At 65.3% G+C, this 21,384-nt stretch carries 17 protein-coding genes and 1 pseudogene; 8 read left to right on the top strand and 10 right to left on the bottom strand.

Features of this window, described 5'->3' with window-relative positions; all coding sequences use genetic code 11:
* Positions 1 to 126 (top strand): annotated as a pseudogene (locus tag NOV72_RS32850) (IS30 family transposase); the annotation flags it as partial.
* A 733-nt stretch (positions 127 to 859) separates the two neighbouring features.
* Here the strand turns inward: NOV72_RS32850 and NOV72_RS27045 are convergent.
* Positions 860 to 1,684, bottom strand: a complete 825-nt coding sequence (locus tag NOV72_RS27045) for an EAL domain-containing protein (protein ID WP_106857599.1) — start codon at positions 1,682 to 1,684, stop codon at positions 860 to 862.
* Positions 1,685 to 1,937: 253 nt separating this feature from the next.
* On the opposite strand from NOV72_RS27045, the gene hmgA reads away from it, so the two are divergent.
* Together hmgA and fahA are read left to right on the top strand one after the other, a co-directional pair.
* Entirely contained in the window at positions 1,938 to 3,263 is a 1,326-nt protein-coding gene (hmgA, locus tag NOV72_RS27040) for a homogentisate 1,2-dioxygenase (protein WP_106857598.1), read from the top strand.
* A complete protein-coding gene (fahA, locus tag NOV72_RS27035) occupies positions 3,260 to 4,546 on the top strand; it encodes a fumarylacetoacetase (RefSeq protein ID WP_181291163.1) in 1,287 nt (428 codons plus the stop codon). The genes hmgA and fahA overlap by 4 nt, the downstream gene beginning before the upstream one ends.
* A 3-nt stretch (positions 4,547 to 4,549) precedes the next feature.
* Here the strand turns inward: fahA and NOV72_RS27030 are convergent, their stop codons facing one another.
* Both NOV72_RS27030 and NOV72_RS27025 read right to left on the bottom strand, forming a co-directional pair.
* The gene (locus NOV72_RS27030) at positions 4,550 to 5,692 is read right to left on the bottom strand and encodes an MFS transporter (protein WP_106857596.1); all 1,143 of its coding nucleotides are present in this window, start codon (positions 5,690 to 5,692) and stop codon (positions 4,550 to 4,552) included.
* A 22-nt stretch (positions 5,693 to 5,714) separates the two neighbouring features.
* Complete coding sequence (locus NOV72_RS27025) at positions 5,715 to 6,887, bottom strand: MFS transporter (RefSeq protein WP_106857595.1); 1,173 nt, start codon at positions 6,885 to 6,887, stop codon at positions 5,715 to 5,717.
* A gap of 313 nt (positions 6,888 to 7,200) precedes the next feature.
* On the opposite strand from NOV72_RS27025, the gene NOV72_RS27020 reads away from it, so the two are divergent.
* On the top strand, positions 7,201 to 7,644 hold the full coding sequence (locus NOV72_RS27020) for a hypothetical protein (protein ID WP_106857594.1): 444 nt from the start codon (positions 7,201 to 7,203) through the stop codon (positions 7,642 to 7,644).
* On the opposite strand, the gene pdeM is transcribed toward NOV72_RS27020, so the two are convergent.
* From pdeM to NOV72_RS26995, 5 genes are all read right to left on the bottom strand, one after another.
* Positions 7,607 to 8,296 (bottom strand): ligase-associated DNA damage response endonuclease PdeM, encoded by a 690-nt coding sequence (gene pdeM / locus NOV72_RS27015; protein WP_106857593.1) that lies wholly within the window; start codon positions 8,294 to 8,296, stop codon positions 7,607 to 7,609. The genes NOV72_RS27020 and pdeM overlap by 38 nt on opposite strands.
* Before the next feature lie 20 nt (positions 8,297 to 8,316).
* Positions 8,317 to 8,901, bottom strand: coding sequence for a hypothetical protein (locus NOV72_RS27010; RefSeq protein WP_106857592.1), 585 nt, complete (start codon positions 8,899 to 8,901; stop codon positions 8,317 to 8,319).
* A 142-nt stretch (positions 8,902 to 9,043) separates the two neighbouring features.
* Positions 9,044 to 11,644 carry a ligase-associated DNA damage response DEXH box helicase gene (locus NOV72_RS27005; RefSeq protein WP_106857591.1) on the bottom strand — a complete coding sequence of 867 codons (2,601 nt, stop codon included), beginning with the start codon at positions 11,642 to 11,644 and terminating at the stop codon, positions 9,044 to 9,046.
* Positions 11,641 to 13,296 (bottom strand): ATP-dependent DNA ligase, encoded by a 1,656-nt coding sequence (locus NOV72_RS27000; protein ID WP_106857590.1) that lies wholly within the window; start codon positions 13,294 to 13,296, stop codon positions 11,641 to 11,643. The genes NOV72_RS27005 and NOV72_RS27000 overlap by 4 nt, the downstream gene beginning before the upstream one ends.
* Positions 13,293 to 14,321, bottom strand: a complete 1,029-nt coding sequence (locus tag NOV72_RS26995; protein WP_106857589.1) for a ligase-associated DNA damage response exonuclease — start codon at positions 14,319 to 14,321, stop codon at positions 13,293 to 13,295. The genes NOV72_RS27000 and NOV72_RS26995 overlap by 4 nt, the downstream gene beginning before the upstream one ends.
* 234 nt (positions 14,322 to 14,555) lie before the next feature.
* Between NOV72_RS26995 and NOV72_RS26990 the strand changes: the two genes are divergently transcribed.
* Positions 14,556 to 15,062, top strand: a complete 507-nt coding sequence (locus NOV72_RS26990; protein WP_106857588.1) for a plasmid fertility inhibition factor family protein — start codon at positions 14,556 to 14,558, stop codon at positions 15,060 to 15,062.
* 93 nt (positions 15,063 to 15,155) lie between these two features.
* Here NOV72_RS26990 and NOV72_RS26985 read toward each other — a convergent pair whose 3' ends face one another.
* Entirely contained in the window at positions 15,156 to 16,157 is a 1,002-nt protein-coding gene (locus tag NOV72_RS26985; RefSeq protein WP_106857587.1) for a LysR family transcriptional regulator, read from the bottom strand.
* A gap of 511 nt (positions 16,158 to 16,668) precedes the next feature.
* On the opposite strand from NOV72_RS26985, the gene aspT (NOV72_RS26980) reads away from it, so the two are divergent.
* From aspT (NOV72_RS26980) to NOV72_RS26970, 3 genes are read left to right on the top strand one after another with little or no spacing between them, the layout of a single operon-like run.
* Positions 16,669 to 18,351 carry an aspartate-alanine antiporter gene (aspT, locus tag NOV72_RS26980; RefSeq protein WP_106857586.1) on the top strand — a complete coding sequence of 561 codons (1,683 nt, stop codon included), beginning with the start codon at positions 16,669 to 16,671 and terminating at the stop codon, positions 18,349 to 18,351.
* A gap of 4 nt (positions 18,352 to 18,355) precedes the next feature.
* Complete coding sequence (gene aspT, locus NOV72_RS26975) at positions 18,356 to 20,047, top strand: aspartate-alanine antiporter (protein ID WP_106857585.1); 1,692 nt, start codon at positions 18,356 to 18,358, stop codon at positions 20,045 to 20,047.
* A 56-nt stretch (positions 20,048 to 20,103) separates the two neighbouring features.
* Positions 20,104 to 20,952 (top strand): aldo/keto reductase, encoded by an 849-nt coding sequence (locus tag NOV72_RS26970; RefSeq protein ID WP_106857584.1) that lies wholly within the window; start codon positions 20,104 to 20,106, stop codon positions 20,950 to 20,952.
* A 12-nt stretch (positions 20,953 to 20,964) separates the two neighbouring features.
* Here NOV72_RS26970 and NOV72_RS26965 read toward each other — a convergent pair whose 3' ends face one another.
* Complete coding sequence (locus NOV72_RS26965; protein WP_106857583.1) at positions 20,965 to 21,384, bottom strand: hypothetical protein; 420 nt, start codon at positions 21,382 to 21,384, stop codon at positions 20,965 to 20,967.

The following is a 21,384-nucleotide window of genomic DNA, read 5'->3' as shown; positions in this document are numbered from 1 at the left end:
CATTACTCACAGGCTGAATTGAACGCAATTGCCAAGCGACTCAATGAAAGGCCGCGGCAGACCTTGGGCTTTATGACTCCAGCGGAGAAATTGGCCGAGACGTTGGGGGTTGCGTTGACCGGTTGAATCCGCCGCTTCTCCCATCCAAAGTGCTTCATGCCGGCCGCGGCACAGGCGATTGACCTAATGGCCCCCAGAGTAGCAAGTGCCCTCACAAAACTCGCGCGGCTTGGATCGCGCACGGTCTGACACATCGCGCCACACAACACACTGGCTCAGCACAAAACGGCTCCGGCCCGCTTCGCGGCCGACGGGTCAATCGGGTCGGCGTGTGCCTTCTTGCTAACAGATCCATCTCACTGCGTTCGTCTTTCGTCGGTTTCCCTCGCAGACCTGACGGCAGCGCGTAGCGCTGTGCCGGAACTCTTTCGTGCTGAACCAGCGCCCTCTGATTACTGGCTCGTCAGACCGTGCGCGATCCAAGCCCTTTTCTGCTTGTGAGGGCACTCGCTACTGCCGGGCCATTCAGCCAATCGCCTGTGCCGCGGCCGGCATGAGGCACTTTGGATGGGAGAAGCTGCTTTCTTTGGTTACTTTCTTTGCAGCAGCAAAGAAAGTGACTGCCGCCCCGCACAGGGGCAACGCTAATAAACCGACGCGAATACGGGATCCGGCAAAAAATCAAAACTCTGGGGGGCCATTAGGTCAATCGCCTGTGCCGCGGCCGGCGTGAAGTGCTTAGGCTGGGGATAGCTGCTTTCTTTGGTTACTTTCTTTGCAGCAGCAAAGAAAGTGACTGCCGCCCCGCACAGGGGCAACACTAATAAACCAAAACCAAAACGGAATCCGGCGAAAAAAACTACCGCAAATGAAACGCCGGATGCGCATCAAACACCGGCCCTTGGACGAAGTGCACATCGAACTGCTGCAACGCGTTGAACTGAGCCTCGTCGGTGACATTGGAAAAGATGAGCGGAATCCTCAACCGATTCGCATACGCCACCAGATGCTTCACGACAGAATCGCGTAATGCCGCGCCGGCATCCATCTTGATGAAATCGAGCCGCGCCATATCCGACACCGCCATGATCTGCCCGGCGTTAGGCAGATTCCCCGCGACCTTGAACCCGTAGCGCTGATAACTCTTGGTGAGATAACCGAGAAACGTCTTGTGCGCGACCGCCGCAGCTGGCAATTCGATCACCACGCGCGACGGGCTCATGCCGAACTCCGTCAGCACCGACGAGAAGTGCAGCCCGTGATCGTATTTCACGCTCTTCAACAGCCGCTCGTGCACGCGCAGAAACAAAAGCCCCGGCCGATGCGGCCCGAAGAAATTGAACGCATGCACCGCCCGCGATAACCGGTCGAGCGCGACCAGTTCGCGATCGTCTTCCAGTTGGCCGAACGGATCGCGCGGCGCATCGCCCTGAATCAGCGTCAATGCCTGCACGCCGAGTTCATCGCCGAAACGCTCGGCGCTCTCCGGCGACGCACTCAATGTCTGCGGGAAGCTGTGCGTGCCGACATCGAAAATCGGCTCGTACGCGCTCGAAATGCACAGATCGCGATACCGCGCGATCGCCTGCCCGGCATGCTCGTTCTCGCCGAGCACGACATGCGCGCCAAGAAACGGATGTTCCGCGGCGCGGGCGACAAGTTCAGGCAAGGACGGGGCGATCATGGATGGCGCATTCAGTTCGTGCAGCGTGCCGTACCGGGCGATTTTCGTGGGAAGGATCGATGGTATCAGCGCGTAACACCGCGTCCAGCACCAAATTCACATATTGATATGCCCGAGGAGGCCCGTCGATTAAGGGTTTACGAGTAATTTCACTAATCGTAATTGGTTTTACTATCCGTAAAACACTTCGACGGCGTGCCGCGTGCGCCGTCGTTGCCTGAACCGTTGTATTTTTCGTCGAGGATTGTCGACCATGCCAACGTTCGAGACGCACACGGACGCGAACCAGCACTATCAATCCGGCTTCGCCAATGAGTTCGCCACCGAGGCGCTGCCGGGCGCGCTGCCCGTCGGCCGCAACTCGCCGCAGCGCGCCGCCTACGGTCTCTATGCCGAACAGCTTTCGGGCACGGCGTTCACCGCGCCGCGCGCTCACAATCGCCGCTCGTGGCTTTATCGCATCCGGCCGGCGGCCGTCCACAAGCCGTTCACGCAGATCGGGCGCGGAAAGCTCGTCGCGAATTTCGCCGATGTGCCGCCGACGCCGCCCAACCAGCTCCGCTGGGATCCGCTGCCGATGCCCGCCGCGCCGACCGATTTCATCGACGGCTGGGTGACGATGGCCGGCAACGGCGCCGCCGAATCCATGACCGGCTGCGCGATTCATCTCTACGCCGCGAACCGGTCGATGCAGGACCGCTTCTTCTACAACAGCGACGGCGAGCTGCTGATCGTGCCGCAGCAAGGCCGCCTCGCCATCTCGACGGAACTCGGCAAGCTGGACATCGAGCCGTTCGAGATCGCGGTGATTCCGCGCGGCGTGCGTTTCACGGTGGCGTTGCCCGACGGCGAGGCGCGCGGCTATGTCTGCGAGAACTTCGGCGCGCTGCTGCAATTGCCCGATCTCGGTCCGATCGGCTCGAACGGGCTCGCGAATCCGCGCGATTTCCTCACGCCGCAGGCCGCCTACGAAGACCGCGAAGGCAAGTTCGAACTCGTCACGAAGATGAACGGCGTGCTGTGGCGCGCGGATATCGGTCATTCGCCGCTCGATGTCGTCGCGTGGCACGGCAACTACGCGCCGTACAAGTACGACCTGCGGCACTTCAACACGATCGGCTCGATCAGCTTCGATCATCCGGATCCGTCGATCTTTCTCGTGCTGCAATCGCCGAGCGATACGCCGGGCGTCGATACGATCGACTTCGTGATCTTCCCGCCGCGCTGGCTCGCGGCCGAGGATACGTTCCGCCCGCCGTGGTTCCATCGCAATGTCGCGAGCGAGTTCATGGGCCTCGTGCATGGCGTCTACGACGCGAAAGCCGAAGGCTTCGTGCCGGGTGGCGCGAGCCTGCACAACTGCATGTCGGGACACGGGCCCGATGCCGGGACGTTCGAGAAGGCGTCGAGCAGCGATACCTCGAAGCCCGCGAAGATCGACGCCACGATGGCCTTCATGTTCGAGACGCGCACCCTCATCAAGCCGACGCAGTTCGCGCTCGAAACCGCGCAACTGCAGGCGAACTATTACGAGTGCTGGCAAGGCCTCACGAAACACTTCAACCCGGAGCAACGATGAACGACGCGCTGAAGGCCACGCTCGCGCCCGCCCTGAAAAGCTGGATCGAATCCGCGAACGATCCGGCGAGCGACTTTCCGATCCAGAACCTGCCGTTCGGCATTTTCAGCGACGCGGTGAACGCGGCGCCGCGCGCGGGCGTCGCGATCGGCGACTGGATCGTCGATCTGGCCGCGCTCGAACGGGCGCGTCTGCTCGACGCGCAAGGCACGTTCGACACGCCGCGTCTGAACGACTTCATCGCGCTCGGACGCGAAACGTGGCGCAACGTGCGCATCGCGCTTTCGGCCTTGCTCGCGCAGGGCAACGCGACATTGCGCGACGACCAGGCGCTGCGCCGTCACGCGCTCGTGCCGCGCGCCGACGCCACGATGCATCTGCCGGTGCAAATTCCCGGCTACACGGATTTCTATTCGTCGAAGGAGCACGCGACGAACGTCGGCTCGATGTTCCGCGATCCGAAGAACGCGCTGCTGCCGAACTGGTCGGAGATGCCGATCGGCTATAACGGGCGCGCGTCGTCGGTGGTCGTGAGCGGCACGCCGGTGCGCCGGCCGAACGGACAGATCAAGCTGCCGGGCGCCGACCGCCCGGTCTACGGCGCGTGTCGCAAGCTGGATATCGAGCTGGAGACGGGCTTCATCATCGGCCGTGGCAACGCGCTCGGCGAGCCGATCGCCTGCGCGGACGCCGAGGCGCACATCTTCGGCATGGTGCTGCTGAACGACTGGAGCGCGCGCGATATCCAGCAATGGGAATACGTGCCGCTCGGCCCGTTCAATTCGAAGGGTTTCGCGACGACCATCTCGCCGTGGATCGTCACGCTCGACGCGCTCGAACCGTTCCGCACCGCGACGCCCGCGCAGGAGCCGCAGCCGCTCGCATATCTGCGTCATGACGGCGATCACGCGTTCGACATCGAACTGGAAGTCACGCTGCGCGCGCCGGGCGTGCACAAGCCGACGACTCTTTCGCGCACCAACTTCAGGCTGATGTACTGGTCGATGGCGCAGCAGCTCGCGCATCACACGGTCGGCGGCTGCAATACGCGCGTCGGCGATCTGATGGGCTCGGGCACGATCAGCGGACCGACGCCCGATTCGTGCGGCAGCCTGCTCGAAAGTACGTGGAACGGCGAGCGGCCCGTGAAGCTGGAAGAGGGCGGCGAGCGCGTGTTCCTGCACGACGGCGATGAAATCACCTTGCGCGGATGGTGCCAGGGCGAGGGGTATCGCGTCGGATTCGGGGACTGCGTGGGAGAGATCGCGCCGGCGCGCGGCTGAGGTTCAAGCAGCGCGCCTTTCCCACCACACCGCGACGAGAAACGCGCACGCCGCCGCCGTCAACACGCCGATCAGCGCATCCGCGCCGATGCGCTGCATCAGCGTGCCCGCGATCATCGGGCCGCCGAAGCTTGCCACGCTCCACGATGCGCCGACGATCGCCGTCGCCGACACGAGCATCGGGCCGCGAAAGCGCTCGCCGCACGCGACGATCGACAGCGTGTAGATGCTGCCCGCCGCCGCGCCGATCACGAAGAGCAGCGGCCAGCAAATCCACGGATGCGCCATCGACCACGGCAGCAACGGCAGCAGCACGACCACGACGACGCCCGCGCCCGCATGCACTTTCGCGCGCCCGATGCGATCGGCGAGCCAGCCGATCGGGAACTGCATCGTCGTGTCGCCGAACAGGATCGCCGACGCGAACAGCACGCCGACATCCTCGCCGATGCCGTGCGACATCGCGAAAAGCGGCATCAGCGAAAGCGCGAGCGTGTCGAAGAGCGCGAAAAAACCCGTGCCGATCACGAGCGCCGGCATGCGCGGCAGCACTTGCCGCCAGTCGCCGTGCTCGCCTTCGCCGGAAGCGAGCGACTGCGGCGCGCCGCGTATCGACGCGAGCGCGGGCAACGCCAGCAGAAAGATCGCGCCGCAGATCGCGAAGCGCATCGACGGCAAGCCGCCGATCACGCTGACGAGCACCGGTCCCGTCATCTGGAAGAGGGTGAAGTTGGTCGCGTAGATCGCGACGACGCGGCCGCGCGTCGAATCGTCGGCGAGTTGCGTGACCCACGCCTCGCCGATCGTGAAGAGCAGCATCAACGCCGCGCCGCACAGGAAGCGCAGCACCGCCCACAGCCACAGATCCACGGTGAACTGCATCGCGATGGTGGAGAGCGCCGCGACGATCACCGTGCCGACGATCGTCTCCCGCGCCCCGCAACGCGCGGCCACGCGGCTCGCGAACGGCGCGACGGCGAGGCCGCCGCCCGCCTGCATCGCCGTCATCAGCCCGACGATGCCGGTGCCGTAGCCCGCCTGCGTGAGCGCGAGCGCGGTCAGCGGCAGCGTCGCGCCCAGGCCGAGGCCGACGACCGCGACGCTCAGGATCAGCGCGAGAAAGTCACGCGAGAGAATGCCCTTCATGCAACGTGCCGCTCGCGGGCGATCAGGCGGCCTGTCCGATCGAAAGACGGCGAGCGCGCTTGTCGAGCGTCGCCGAAAGCAGCGTGAGACCGAACGCGCTCACCGCCATCAGAATGCCGACCCACGGCAGCGACGTGAGCGGCGCGCCCGCGCCGATGACGCAGCCGCCGAGCCACGCGCCCGTCGCGTTGCCGAGATTGAACGCGCCCTGGTTCAACGTCGATGCGAGGTTGGGCGCCTCGCTCGCGCGATTCACGATCAGCATTTGCAACGGCGGCACGATCGCGAACGCGAGCACGCCCCAGAAGAAGATCGTGACCATCGCGGCGACGGGCTCGTGCATCGTGCCGGCGAATATCGTCAGGATCACGACGATCGCGAGAAGAAACGTCAGCAGCGAGCGCAGCAGCTTCCAGTCCGCGAGCTTGCCGCCGAGCGTGCTGCCGACCGTGAGGCCGAGGCCGAAGAGCAGCAGCACGTAAGTGACCGCGTGCGGCGAAAAGCCCGTGACGTCTTCGAGAATCGGCGTGATATACGTGAACACCGAGAACAGACTGGCCGACGCGAGCACGCTGATGCCGAGCACCATCAACACTTGCGGATTCTTGAGCACGTCGAATTCGCGCAGGATGCTGGTGTCGCGCATCTCGATGTGCTTCGGCAGGCACACGGCGAGCGCGCCCGCCGCCGCGACGCCGATCAGCGTGACGACCCAGAACGTCGAGCGCCAGCCGGCGGCCTGGCCGAGCGCGGTGCCGAGCGGCACGCCGAGCACGTTGGCGAGCGTGAGTCCGGTGAACATCAGCGCGATGGCCTGCGCGCGGCGGTTCGGCGCGACGAGATCGGCGGCGACCACCGAGCCGATGCCGAAGAACGCGCCGTGGCAGAACGCGGTGACGATGCGCGCGCCCATCAGCACCCAGTAGTTCGGCGCCAGCGCGCACAGCAGATTGCCGACGATGAACACGCCGATCAGGCTCATCAGCGCCTTCTTGCGCGGCATCTTCGCGGTGACCACGGCTAGGATCGGCGCGCCCACCGTGACGCCGAGCGCGTAGCCGGACACGAGCATGCCCGCCGCCGGGATCGTCACCGCGAGATCGCGCGCGACGTTGGGCAAGAGGCCCATGATGACGAATTCGGTCGTGCCGATGCCGAACGCGGCAATGGCGAGAGCGAAAAGAGGCAGAGGCATGGTGGAGGCGGACGAGGTGTCACGTCTGGGCGCATCGTCGGATTGAGCGATGCAGGCGCCGAGGCGGAGTGGAAGGCTCGAATTGTACCGAAACGTAATTTTCGATGCTGGTATAAACCCTGATCGCGATGACCCCGAGCCGCGCCGCGTCTGAACGGATATTCTCTTGCACGCGCCGCGGGCGCACGGGTCTTGCCGATGCGACGCCGCCATGCGTCGGATGTTTCCGGTAACACGCTCGAGGCCGCGCTTTCCTTGCGCGTCGCATCGGCCGGAGAGTGTTGGAAAAACGCAGCACACTAACGAAACGAAGATGTCACTTTCAAAAATTTGTATCCGCTTCGCACTCGCATCCACGATGCTGCTCGGCGCACTCGCGCACGCCCAGAGCGACGCCGCGGGCCCCATCGCCACGCAGGCGGGCGCGCTGTATTTCCTGCGCGACGAATCCGGCATGGCCGCGCTCATCGGCACGCAGGTGTTCGATCGCTTCGACGCGAAGCGCATCGCGCATTTCGACGAAACCGCCGGCACGAACGGCGCCGTCGCGCGCATGCTGGTGCAATCCGACACCGGCCCGGTGCTCTACGATTTCCGCCGCAATCCGCCCGTCGTGCAGCGCGTGCGCCAGCGCATGACGGTGAAACGCGTGTTCTGGCAGGGCGAGGAAGTGGTGATGCAGTCGAATCTCGGCTGGTTCGGTTTCCAGCGCGGCGAGCTCAAGAAGCTGCAATCGACGACGAACGTCTATCACTGAGCGGAAACACGCGCTCGTCTGCGATCACGTACAGCGCTTCGGCGCGCGCTTCGCCGTTGACCTCGAAGCCGCCCGTGAACGCGCCGAACGCGGGCAGCACGCCTGCGTGCGGCCCGAAACGAAAGCACGGCAGACGCACGCTGTCGATGCGCGTGGCGAGCCGATAGACCGGATGCTCGTGTCCGGCGAGCGCGTAAGCGCCCTCGACCGTTTGCGGATGATGACAAAGCGCCCACGGCCCGAGCGCATGCGGCTCCTTCACGACATCGACGCCGAAGAGGGCGGGCAGCGCGCCCGCGTGTTTGTCGTGATTGCCTTCGACGAGCACGAGTGCAAGCTCGCGATGCTTCGCGCGCCACGCGGCCAGCGCGCCCAGGGTTTCGTCGGCGTGGGATTCGCGCGCGTGCAGCAGGTCGCCGAGAAAGACGATCGATTCCGGCCGATGCGCCGCGACGAGCGCATCGAGCCGCGCGAGACTTTCGCCGGTCGTGCCGACGGGCACCGGAATGCCGCGCGCGCGAAACACCGCGTCCTTGCCGAAATGCGCATCGGCGATGAAGAGCGTGTTCAGAAGCGGATCGAAGGCCGCGCGGTCGGCGGAGAGCACGAGCGCGTGGCCGTTCACGTCGATGGTCAGGGCTTCGACTGCCATTCAGAATGAGCGTGGGTGGGTCAGGTGCCGGCCTCGATTTGCAGGACCGGCGCGGCGCGAAGCGCTTCTCCGAGCAGCTTGCCCATCGAGGCGCCGCATTCCTTCGCTTGACGCGTCGTCAGGAAACACGCGTCGCCTTCGGCTTTCATCTCGTAGGCCGGTATCCTCTTGATGCTCGTGCCGGAGGGTTTGCCGCCCTCGGCGGCGAATCGCGTGATCGACACATCGGAGACTTCAAGCCGCCAAGTGTAGCCGACCGGAAATCCGTTCACGGACGAACTCCCCGCAGGCGAAATCTGGATGACATGGCTCGGCCGGAAATCGAACAGCGTCTGGCTCAGCGGATTGGACGAGTTGCTCGACGTGATGTCCACGAGTTGCGCCGGAACGGGCCTGAGCGCTGTCTGAACCGCCGCAGTCATTGCATTCTTGTACGCTTCGATTTCCACGTTCACGCGCGGATCGCTCACGGCTTTGCTGCTGACCACGATGAGCAGTTTCGTTGCGGGTTTCGTGGAGAAGCCTTCGAGTTCCTGCCGATCCAGCACGCGCGGATCGCTTGCACACGATGCCGAGGCGAAAGCGATGAGCCCAAGGGCGAACATGCGTATTTTCTTCATTGTCACTTGGTCTGTTTGTTGAAACCGGTGCGTTTTGCACTGCGGAGGGTCGCGAGCGCGTCGCAGGATAGCGGCGCGCTCGGGCCGAAGTCTTTCGACGAAGTTCGAATCTGCAGCGCCGCAGACCCTAAGAACGCAGCGCCGCCTTCTCCAGATCCGCCAACATTCGCTCCACACGATCCGACAGCTTCTCCGTGCTCACCTTCTCCCGCAGCCGCGCGACGATCAGCGGAAACGCGAACGGCGTCGGCTTCTTCGGATGCGTGAGCGCGAGACGGCTTTCGCTCATGCGCCGCAGCGCCGCGCGGATGCGGCCCAGTTCCAGTTCCTGCAGCATCACTTCCTGATCCGCCTGCGCGAGCAGCAGATTGTCGCTGTCGTGCTTGCGGAAGACTTCGTAGAACAGTCCGCTCGACGCCTGCAACTGGCGCGCGCTTTTCTGCTGTCCCGGATGCCCCTGATAGATCAGCCCCGACACGCGCGCGATTTCGCGAAAACGCCGCGCCGACAGTTCGGACGCGTTGAGACTCGCCAGGATGTCGTGCTCCAGATTCTCCGGCGAAAAAAGCCCTTTTTCGATGAGCGTCTCCCAGTCGAACGGCCGCGCCGACAGCAACTCGAAGCCGTAATCGTTCATCGAAATCGAGAACGTGCCCGGCTGCTCGCGAGAGGTGCGCCAGCCGATCAGCGATCCCAGTCCGATATGCGCCATGCGGCCCGCGAACGGATAGCAGAAGAAGTGATGCCCTTCGCGCGAGCGCACCAGTTCGACGACGAGCACGCCCGGCCCCGGCAGCGCCGACCACTTCGCCTGCAAATCGAGCAGCGGTTTGATCGCGCGCATTTCGGGCTCGTCGTAGATGCCGTCGTTGGCGCGCGCGAGCATCACGAGCGCGGCGTCCGCGAGTTCGGACGAGAGCGGCATCTTGCTGCCGGCCCATTGCGGCATCGCGCCGCGCGATGAGGTCGCGCGTTTCACATAGGCGGTCATGTCGCGCACGCGCACGAGTTCGAGCGCGCGTCCGCCGAAGGTGAAGACGTCGCCGGGTTTGAGGCGCGAGATGAACGATTCCTCCATCGCGCCGATGCGCCCGCCCGTCATGTACGCCACGCTGATGGTTGCGTTCGCAACTATCGTCCCGACGTTGTTGCGATGCCTGCGCACGAGATCCTCGCGCGGCACGCGATACACGCCGTCGTCGTCCTTCACGACGCGATGAAAGTCCGGATACGCCGCAAGCGATGCGCCGCCGCGCTCGACGAACGCGAGCGCCCAGTCGAACTCGTGCTCCGTCAGGTCGCGATACGCGTACGCGGTGCGCACTTCGTCGAGCATCTCGGCGGTTGTGAAGCCGCCGCCGATCGCCACCGTCACGAGATGCTGCACGAGCACGTCGAGCGGTTTCAACGGCATGTCGCGGCCTTCGATGCGATGTTCCTGAATCGCCCAGCGCGCCGCCGCTGCTTCGACGAGTTCGAGCGCGTGCGTCGGCACGATCGTCACGCGCGACACGCGGCCCGGCGCATGGCCCGAGCGTCCCGCGCGCTGCATGAGCCGCGCGACGCCCTTCGGCGAGCCGATCTGGAACACGCGATCGACCGGCAGAAAATCGACGCCCAGATCGAGACTGGACGTGCACACGACCGCCTTCAATTGACCGTTCTTCAGTCCGAGTTCGACCCAGTCGCGTACTTCCTTGTCGAGCGAGCCGTGATGCAGCGCGAGCAGACCGGCCCAATCCGGCCGCAATTCGAGCAGCGCGCGATACCAGATCTCCGACTGCGAGCGCGTGTTGGTGAAGACGAGCGAGCTTTGCGCATGATCGATTTCATCGGCGACGGGGCCGACTTGCCGCACGCCGAGATGCCCGCCCCACGGAAAGCGCTCGATCGTCTCCGGAATCAGCGTATCGACGACGAGCGTTTTCGGCTGCGCGCCACGCACGACGACGCGCGGCGTCTTCACGGGATAGAGCAGCGCATCGTGCGCGAGGGCGAGATTGCCGAGCGTGGCGGACAGGCCCCAGATCTGCAAACGCGGCCGCCAGCGTGCGAGCCGCGCGATCGCGAGTTGCGTCTGCGTGCCGCGTTTGTTGCCGAGCAGCTCGTGCCATTCATCGACGACGATCATCCGCAGATGCTTCAGTTCCTCCTCCGCGTTGGCGCGCGTCAGCATCAGCGTGAGGCTTTCGGGCGTCGTCACGAGCGCGGAGGGCATGCGGCGGCTCTGACGCGCGCGTTCCGTCGATGACGTGTCGCCGGTGCGCAGCCCGACCGTCCACGGCACGGACAGCGCCGTGACCGCGCTTTGCAGCGCGCGGGCGCTGTCGGCGGCGAGCGCGCGCATCGGCGTGATCCAGAGGACGGTCAGCGGCGCGGGGTTTTTATCGGCCTTCGATGCACCCGCGAAAGCCGCGAGCGCGCCGAGCCACACGGCCCAGGTCTTGCCCGCGCCGGTCGTCGCGTGAAGCAGGCCGCTCGCGCCGCGTTCGATCTCGCGCCATGCCTCGCGCTGAAACTCGAACGGCTGCCAGCCGCGTTCGTCGAACCAGCGCGCGATGCGTTCGTCGATCGGCTTGGCCGCTTCCTTCGCGTCGTAAGCGAAAGGCGCGGGCGTGAAAAGCTCCGCGGCGGCGTCCAGCTTCGCCTGCGCCGCACGCGTGCGCGGAATGCGGCGCGAACGCGGCGCGCGGCGCCTGCGCTCGTCGGCGGATTCGGGCGCGCTCATGCCGTCGCCTCGCTCAAAAAGCCCTTGAGCATGTCGAGGGTATCGGCGTCTTCGATTTTCTTGTCGGTGCGCCAGCGCAACATGCGCGGAAAGCGCACCGCGATGCCCGATTTATGGCGCGGGCTCGCCTGTATCCCTTCGAAGCCGATCTCGAAGACGAGCGTCGGCGTGACGCTGCGCACCGGCCCGAATTTCTCGATGGTCGTCTTGCGCACGATCGCATCGACCTGGCGCATTTCTTCGTCGGTGAGTCCGGAATAGGCCTTCGCGAAAGGGACGAGGGTGCGGGCGCCATCGGCTTCGTCCCACACGGCGAAGGTGAAATCCGTGTAGAGACTCGCGCGCCGTCCGTGGCCGCGCTGCGCGTAGAGCAGCACGGCATCGATCGCATACGGATCGATTTTCCACTTCCACCACGTGCCCGACGCCTTCGTGCGCCCGACGCCGTACATCGACGAGCGCTCCTTCAGCATCAATCCTTCGACGCCGCGCGCGCGGCTTTCTTCGCGCAGCGCGGCGAGCGCTTTCCAGCCGGATGCGGCGACCATCGGCGATACGCGCAGCACGTCCACCGCGAGCGACGACGCCAGCGCGTCCAGGCGTGCGCGTCGTTCGTCGAGCGGCGCCATGCGCAGATCGCGGCCATCGGCTTCGAGCAGATCGTAGGCGAGCAGCGCGGCGGGCGAATCGGCAAGCACCTTTTTGGTCAGCGACTTGCGCGTGATCCGCGGCTGAAGCCGCGCGAACGGCAGCGGCGCGCTCGCGCCCGGCTCCCACGCGAGAATCTCGCCGTCGATCACGGTGCCGTCGGGCAGCGCCGCGCCGAGCGAAGCGAGCTCGGGAAAGCGCTCCGTGACGAGATCCTCGCCGCGCGACCAGATCCACACGCGCCCCGCGCGCTTCACGAGCTGCGCGCGGATGCCGTCCCACTTCCATTCGACGATCCAGTCGGCCGGTGAACCGAGCGTCGCCGGATCGGCCTGCAACGGGTGCGCGAGAAAGAACGGATAGGGCAGGCCGATGTCGCTTTCGTGCGGCGTGTCGACATCGTCGCCTTCGGCGGCAGGCGCGATCAGCCGCAGATAACGGGCCGCGCTGGGCGCCTGCCGCGAATCGGTCCAGCCGACCATGCGCTGCGCGATGCGCTTGTGATCGACGCCCGCGACTTCGGCGAGCGCGCGCACGACGAGCTGCCGCGCGACGCCCACGCGAAAGCCGCCGCCGATCAGCTTCGTCAGCAAGAAGCGCTCGCTCCAGTTCAGTTCGTCCCAGTACGACAGAAGCCGCTCGCGCAGTTCGAGCGGGGAAGCGCCGCGCAAGGTCAGCACGCGTTCTTCGATCCACTGCGCGAGCCCGAGCGACGATTCGCCCGACGCGGGCGGCAGCACATGCGCGATGGTTTCCGCGAGATCGCCGACCGCCTGATAGGACTCCTCGAAAAGCCACTCCGGCAAGCCCGCGCGCTCGCGGGCGAATTCGGTGAGAAGGCGCGTCGGCACCGACTGGCGCGGCTTGCCGCCCGCGAGAAAGTACGACGCCCAGGCCGCATCTTCAGGCTCGGCGCCGGAGAAATACGCGATCAGCGCTTCGAGCTTTTCGTTGGTCGATGTCGTCGCGTCGAGCGCGGCGTAGAGCGTCGCGAAGCGCTTCATGATGCGTCGGCCGTATCGGCTTCGACGACATCGTCGCCGTATTCGGTCTTGAAGGCGCCCGCGTCGAGGCCCTGTTCGCAAAGCCAGCGCACCATCGGCTCGATCTGGCCGTGCGTGACGATCACGCGTTGCGCGCCCGTCGCACCGATCGCGAGTTGTAATCCGGGCCAGTCGGCGTGATCCGAGAGCACGAAGCCGCGATCGACGCCCTTGCGCCGCCGCGTGCCGCGCAGGCGCATCCAGCCGGACGCGAAGGCATCGCTGTAATCGCCGAAGCGGCGCATCCACGTGCTGCCTTGCGCGGACGGCGGCGCGACGATCAGCGCGCCCTTGAACGCCGCCTTGTCCTTCGCGGCGATCTCGCTGACGAGGCGCGTCCCGGGCAGCGCGACGCCCGCTTGCGCGTACGCGCGGTTGAGCGGCTCGACCGCGCCGTGACAGAAGATCGGGCCGATGGCCGCATCGACGCCCGCGAGCACGCGCTGCGCCTTGCCGAAGGAATAGCAGAAGAGCACCGACGCGCGCCCTTGCGCCGCGTTGTGCCGCCACCAGGAATCGACGCCCTCGAAGATTTCGCGCGCGCTGTCCCACCGGTAGATCGGCAGGCCGAACGTCGATTCGGTGATGAACGTATCGCAGCGCACGGGCTCGAACGGCGCGCAGGTCGGATCGGGCTCGACCTTGTAATCGCCGGAGGCCACCCACACGCGCCCCTTGTATTCGACGCGCACCTGCGCCGAGCCGAGCACGTGCCCGGCAGGATGCAGCGACACGCGCACGCCGTTTTCGACGATCGCTTCGCCATACGCGAGCCCTTGCACGTCGATGCCCGGCAGCCTCGACAACAACACGCCGACGCCCGGCTCGGCGGCAAGATAATGCGCGTGGCCGAAGCGCGCGTGATCCGCGTGCGCATGCGTGATGACCGCGCGTTCGACAGGCCGCCAAGGGTCGATATGGAAGTTGCCCGGCACACAAAAGAGGCCTTCGGGCCGCGCGACGATGAGATCGGAAGAAGTGTCCACTGATCGTGAGCGATGCGTGTGATGACAGCCGCCTGAAACGCGTGCCGTCAGCCTGCGTGAATGGGTTGGATTCTGGCAACAAAAGCACGCCACGTGCCCGTCATGGCACTTTCATGATTCGCGTCTAGGGTGTAAAAGTTTATTTGGCTCGCGCGTTTGTTTAGCGACACGCGCTCGGGCCGGTTGTCAGCGAAACACGCGCGCACGGGGCGCGCGCGACGCGGTCTTCTTCATATGCCGATCATGGACACGATGGTTGCGCCGACCGCCGCAGAAGCGGTCTGGATCGTCAGGCTCCAGGGCCATCCGCAGTATGACTTCGTGCGCCTGAAGCGGGTCTTCAAGGACCTCGGCTCGCGCCATCAGGTCGTGCTCGTCGACGTCCGCAAACTTCTCATGTGCGCCAATCGCGACGACACCGATTACGTGCTCAAGGCCGTCGATGACTGGCACGCGGGCAAGGTGCGCGGCATCCGCGAGTTTCTCGACCCGGACAATCCGCGCGTGCCCGAAATGCCCTACGTGACGATCAGCGTGCGCCGCTCGCCGGGGCTGCTCGGGCTGTTGGGCGTGCATCGGGAAGGCGTCGTCGCGTTTCGCAACGGACAGCATCGTGCGCGCTACATGGCTTACGCGGGCGCGTTGTGCATGCCGGTGGAAGTTCACGAGCGCGAGGCGGCGCTGCTGCACGAAATGTGCGCGGCGCCGGATGCGGCGGGTGCGGAGTACGGGGAAATTTGAGCGCCGCGTGGGCTGTGGGAGACGGCGTTCGCTTCGCGGCGCGGATGGGCCGGACGATAGCGATGCCGTCCGGCCCCGGCGCTTGTCACATTGTCAGTTCGCGGTCGCCGATGCGCTCCGGACCGGCTGCTGCAACGGCATGAGCCCCGGCGCGGGCGGGCGAAGCGCCTCGTCGGGCCGGATGCCCTTGACGGCGAACTCCCGGCTCAGATAGTCGAGCGCATAGTCGATGAAAAAGCGCGTCTTCGCCGGCAGATACTGCCTTCCCGGATAGACGATCGATATCTTCATGTCGGGGTCGTCGATCGAATAGCCGTCGAGCAGGCGAACGAGCGTGCCTTCTTCGATATCCGCGCGCACGATGCCCTCGGGAACGATCGAAAAGCCCATGCTCTTCAGCGTGGCTAGGCGCACCATCAGCCCGTTGTTGACCGTGTACACGGGCGCGAGCGTGATCTGATCGGCGTCGCCGAGACGATGCCGGAAATGCCACGTCTGGCTGCGCATCTCGTTCGGCAGTCCGACCGAAGCCAGCGATTGAAGATCCGTCGGCGAATTGGGCATGCCGTGTTCGGCGATGAATGCCGGCGTGGCGACCGGCACGAGCGCGTTGGTGCCGACGGGCCGTTCGATGAGCGCCGTGCTCGACACCATGAACGCCGTGACGATGCCGACGTCATAGCCATCCTCGACGAGATCGACGTGTCGCTCTGCGAGGGTCAGGCGCACGTTGACTTTTGGATAGACCTTGCGGAAACCGTCGATGAGCGGAGTCAGCGTCAGCAGCGACAGCGCGCTCGACGCGACCACACGCAGCGTGCCGCTCGGCTCGCCTTCCGTGTGCGTGACGGTCGATTCCAGATGATCCAGTTCCTCGAGCAGCGCGCGGCAGCCTTCGAGATAGCGCGTGCCGGCTTCGGTGAGCGAAAGGTTGCGGGTGGTGCGGTTGATGAGGCGAGTTCTCAGATGCGCTTCGAGCATGGCGATTGCCCGCGTTACAAGCGCATTCGAAACGTCGAGTTGCTGGGCGGCGCGGCGGAAACTCTCGGTATCCGCTACGCGCACGAAAACGCGCATTGCATGGATCTGGTTCATCTTGGTTGCCCTCTCGGTTGTACCCACACGGAATTAGGACCAACGCTATATCTCCTGCGTGTGTCCAGTTATTGAACATGCTATGAAGCTGATAATATTGACATGAACACGAGATTGCAATATTTAAATCACATGTTTTTCGCAGTAATGGTTTCTATTTTTGACTGCGTGTTTGGCGCGCTGCTTTACCAGTGAGGTCAACGAGCCGGAGCGTTCTTCCTTAGTCGCGTGTGATCCCGTCAGAGCCTTTGCGTATAGGGCTCTACAGCGAATCAAATATGGCTTTCTTTAATTTTCTTATGATATATGTCGTGTTCGCTTAAAACATTGCATTTTATGCCGCGGCGAATATGATTAAGGAATTGATATATCAGTGTCGGCGGGTAAGAGGTTTTATTTATCGATGAGCTTTGTCGATAAAATTTACAGCGGGAAGCTTACGTGAGCGGCTGATTTAACTCGCCGATGACCGCGGTGCCAATTTGTTTAGCCAATAACAAGACCGGACGCCATGATATTGAACCTTCTCGCTGCGCAGCCTGAAATCGCCCTGTTTTCAAGTCTCGCGATCGGCTATCTCATCGGCTCCGTGAAGCTGGGGCCCATTCAACTCGGCGGAGTCTGCGGCACGTTGATTGTCGCGTTGATTCTCGGTCAAAGCGGCGCGCGTATTTCGCCCGACCTCAAAAACATCGCATTCGCGCTATTCATTTTCGCGCTCGGTTTTACGGGCGGGCCGCAGTTCTTCGCGAACATCGGGCGCGGCTGGCGCTACGGTGCGCTGTCGCTCGTCGAGGTTGTCGTGGTGGTTGCACTCGTGCTGGGTATCGTCGTCGTGCTGAAGCTCGATGCCGGCACCGCCGCGGGCCTCCTTGCGGGCGGCGCGACCGAGTCCGCTGTGATCGGCACGGCGTCCGAGGCGATCAACCGGCTCGGCCTGTCCGCCGCCGACACCGCGCGGTTGCAGGCGAATATCGTCACCGCGTACAGCGTGAGCTACCTGTTCGGCCTCGTGACGATCGTGCTCTTCACGAGCCAGTTCGCGCCGCTGATCCTGCGCGTGAACCTGCGCGACGAAGCAGAGCGCGTGTGGCGCAAACTCGGCGGCAGCGACGCGCTCGGCGTGGGGCAGACGCCCGCCGCGCCGCCGCTCGCCGGCCGCGAACTCAAGGTGACGGCGGCGGCCGGTCTCACCGTCGGCGAACTGGAGAAGCGCTTTCACGACAACATCAGCGTGCAGCGTATTCAGCGCGACCGTTCGATTATCAAGGCGCAGCCGGCGGTCACGTTGAAAGCGGGCGATCTCGTCATGGTCGGCGGGCGGCGCGAGGCGCTCATCGAGGCGATTCCGGCGATCGGCGAGGAAGTGTTCGGCGGCGGCGTCTCCGATGTCTATGTCGAGCGTGTCGACGTGATGCTCACGCGCCGCGAGCTGCACGATCTCACGCTCGCGCAAGTGCGCGCCCGCGCCGCGCCCGCCGATGCGCACGGCGTGTTCGTCGCGGCCGTGACGCGCCTCGACAGCACGATTCCCGCGCTTGCCGGCACGCGGTTGAATCGCGGCGACGTGCTGACGCTCGTCGGCAACAAGGAAGACGTCGCGCGCGGCGCGGCGAAACTCGGCTACATTATTCGCGCGACGCAGAAGACCGACTTCGTGTTTCTCGGGCTCGGCGTGCTGGTCGGCATTTTGATCGGACGGCTGTCGGCGCATGTCGGCGGCATCGATCTCACGCTCGGCACGGGCGGCGGCTGCCTGCTCGCGGGGCTGCTGTTCGGCTGGATCCGCTCGCGCTATCCGCTGATCGGCTCGCTGCCGTCGGCGGCGGCGCAGATCCTGAAGGACTTCGGCCTGTGCACGTTCATCGCGGCGGTCGGGTTGTCGGCGGGGGCGGACGCGCTCAGGCTCGTGCGCGAATACGGCGTCGCGCTGCCGGTCGCGGGCATCGTCGTGACGCTCGGGCCGGCGCTCGCGTCGCTCTTCGTCGGACGATGGCTCCTCAAGCTCGACGTGCCGATGCTGCTCGGCGCGATCGCCGGGCAGCAATGCAGCACGCCCGCGATCAGCGCGCTCGTCGGCGTGACGGGCAACGCGACACCCGTCATCGGCTACACGATCACCTACGCGCTTTCCAATGTGCTGTTACCGCTGCTCGGGCCCGTGATTGTCGGGCTGGCGAGCAAACTGGGCTGACGCCATGGAATGGATCCACGACCTCTTCAAGACGGCGCCGGTCTCGGCGCTCTTTCTGTCGCTCGCGGCGGGCTATCTGATCGGCCAGATCAACTTCGGCAAGTTTCAGCTGGGCGGCGTGGGCGGCTCGCTGATCGCGGCGGTGATCGTGAGCCAGGCGGGCGTGCAGATCGACAACGGCGTGAAGTCGGTGATGTTCGCCGTGTTCATCTACGCCGTCGGCTACGACTCCGGGCCGCAGTTCTTCAGCTCGATCAATCGCCGGACGCTGCGCGAAATCGCGATGGCGGTGTTTCTCGCGGTCACGGCGCTCGCGAGCGTGCTCGTCTGCGCGAAGCTCTTCGGCCTGAACAAGGGGCTCGCGGCCGGGCTGGCGGGCGGGGCGCTGACGCAGTCGGCGATCATCGGCACGGCGGGCGACGCGATCGCGCGCCTCGGCTTGCCCGCCGATCAGACGAAGCTGCTGCAGGCCGACGTCGCGATCGCGTACGCGGTGACCTACGTGTTCGGCTCGCTCGGCGCGATCATCGTGTGCGTGAACATCCTGCCGAAGTTCATGGGGCAGAGCCTCAAGGACGCGTCGGTGGAGGCGGAGAAAGCGCTCGCGGGCGGCGACGCCGGTCCCGGTCCCGGACAGATATCGGCGTTGCCCGCGCTGGTCGGGCGCTCGTATCGCGTGACGCGCGACGGCGCGGCGGGGCGAACCGTCGCGCAGATCGAAATCGACGATCACGACATGATCGCGATCGAGCGCATCCGGCGCGCGGGCCGCGTGCTGGAGCCGGAGCCGGACCTGGCGCTGGAAGCGGACGATGTCGTGCTCGTCGTGGGCCGGCGCGAGGTGATGGTGAGCGCGGCGGCGCACATCGGCGAGGAAGTCGCGGATACCGACGGCAGCAGCGTCGTCATGCAGAAACGCCAGGGCGTGTTCACGAAGCGCGGCATGAACCACGTGAGCATCGGCGAAGTGCGCGCCACCGTCGATCACGACATGCGTCACGGCGTGTATATCCACGGGATCACGCGCGCCGGGCGTGCGTTGCCGGTGCTGCCGGAGACGCAACTGAATCACGGCGACGTCATCACGTTCTACGGCTCGCCGCGCGACACGAAGCGCGCGGTGGATGCCGCCGGCTACGAACTCCCGTACTCCGACAAGACCGATTTCATCTACATGGGCGTGGGCATCGTGCTGGGGCTTCTGATCGGGCTGATCGTCGTCAATGTGGGCGGTGTGCCGCTCACGCTCGGCTCCGGCGGCGGCTGCCTGCTGACGGGGCTGCTGTTCGGCTGGATGCGCGGCAAGCATCCGATGTACGGCGTGATGCCGCCCGCCGCGTCGCAATTGCTGAAGGATTTCGGGCTGGCGGCGTTCGTCGCGGTGGTAGGCCTGAATTCGGGCTTGCAGGCGGTCGTGACGGTGAAGCAGAGCGGACTGACGCTCTTCCTGCTCGGCGTGTTCGTCACGCTGTTTCCGCTCGTGCTGACGATGCTTTTCGGCCGCTACGTGCTGCGCTACGACAACGCGGCGTTGCTCGCGGGCGCGCTGACCGGCTCGCGCAGCGCGAATCCGGCCTTCGGCGGCGTGCTCGACAAGGCGGAAAGCTCGGTGCCGACGGTGCCGTTCGCGATCACGTATGCGCTCGCGAATGTGCTGCTGACGCTGCTCGGGCCGCTGGTGGTCGGGCTGGTGTGACGTGACGGGCGTGCGCCTTGCGCCATAATCGGCGAAACCACAAGGAGGCATTCCTCATGGCTGAATCCAACCCGACGACCGTCACGCTGCCTTCCGGCGAAACGATCCCGAAGCTCGGTCAAGGCACTTGGGAAATGGGCGAGCGGCCCGGCGCGCGCAAGAGCGAGATCGCCGCGCTGCGCGAAGGCGTCGAACTCGGCATGACGCTCATCGATACCGCCGAAATGTACGGCGACGGCGAAAGCGAGAAGCTCATCGCGGAAGCGCTCGGCGACCGGCGCGACGAGCTGTTCATCGTCAGCAAGGTGTATCCGCACAACGGCAGCGAGCGCGGCGTGCAGGCCGCGTGCGAGCGCAGCCTGAAGCGTCTGAAGACCGATCGCATCGATCTGTATTTGCTGCACTGGCGCGGCGGCGAGGATCTGGAAGGCGTGGTCGCGGGCTTCGAGACGCTGAAGCGCGACGGCAAGATTCGCCACTGGGGCGTGAGCAACTTCGACACCGACGATCTCGACGAGCTCTTTTCACTCGATGGCGGCGACGCCTGCGCGACCGATCAGATTCTCTACAACGTCGCGCGGCGCGGACCGGAATTTGACCTGCTGCCGTGGCTGCGCGAGCGCCGCATGCCCGCGATGGCCTACAGCCCCGTCGATCATGCGCGACTGCCGCGCGGCGGCGCGCTCGAGAAGATCGCGGCGGCGCGCGGCGTGTCGGCGTTTCAGATTGCGCTCGCGTGGGTGCTGCAGCAGCCGCAGGTGTTCGCGATTCCGAAGGCGGCGGACGTCGCGCACGTGCGCGAGAATCGCGCGGCGCTCGACCTGCATTTGTCCGCCGACGAACTCGCCGGCATCGATCAGCAGTTCAGGCCGCCGAAGTCGAAGCGCTCGCTGGAAATGCTGTGATGCCGCGCCGGATCAGGAACACGCGTGATGCGCATGCACCGAGCCGAGCACGGCGACTTCCGCGGGCGTGCGCCTGAGATCCGCTTCGTTGACCTGCTTCGCGTCGGCGATGAAGTCATCGACGATCGACGATACCTTCGTGTCCGTCAGGCACAGCGACACGCGCTTGGTCTCGTCGACCGGCAGCGAGACGCGCTGCGACAGGAATAGCACGCCATACTGATAACCGCGCACGATGCCGCGCACCGCGCCCACGCACTGGCCTTGCGCGGTGTTGTCGGACTTGGCGGCGCATTGCTGCGCGAGCGCGTAGGCGGAGAAGGTGGGATCGGCGGCGCCGGGCGTGGGCGCCGGCGGCGCGGTTTGCGCCTGCGCGGCCATCGCGGCGCTCAGGGTGAATGCACAGAGCGCGACGGAAAGGGCGGGTTTCAT

It is taken from the genome of Caballeronia novacaledonica, from assembly GCF_900258035.1.
Classification (GTDB): Bacteria; Pseudomonadota; Gammaproteobacteria; order Burkholderiales; family Burkholderiaceae; genus Caballeronia; species Caballeronia novacaledonica.
This window is presented reverse-complemented; position numbering and strand designations above follow the sequence as displayed.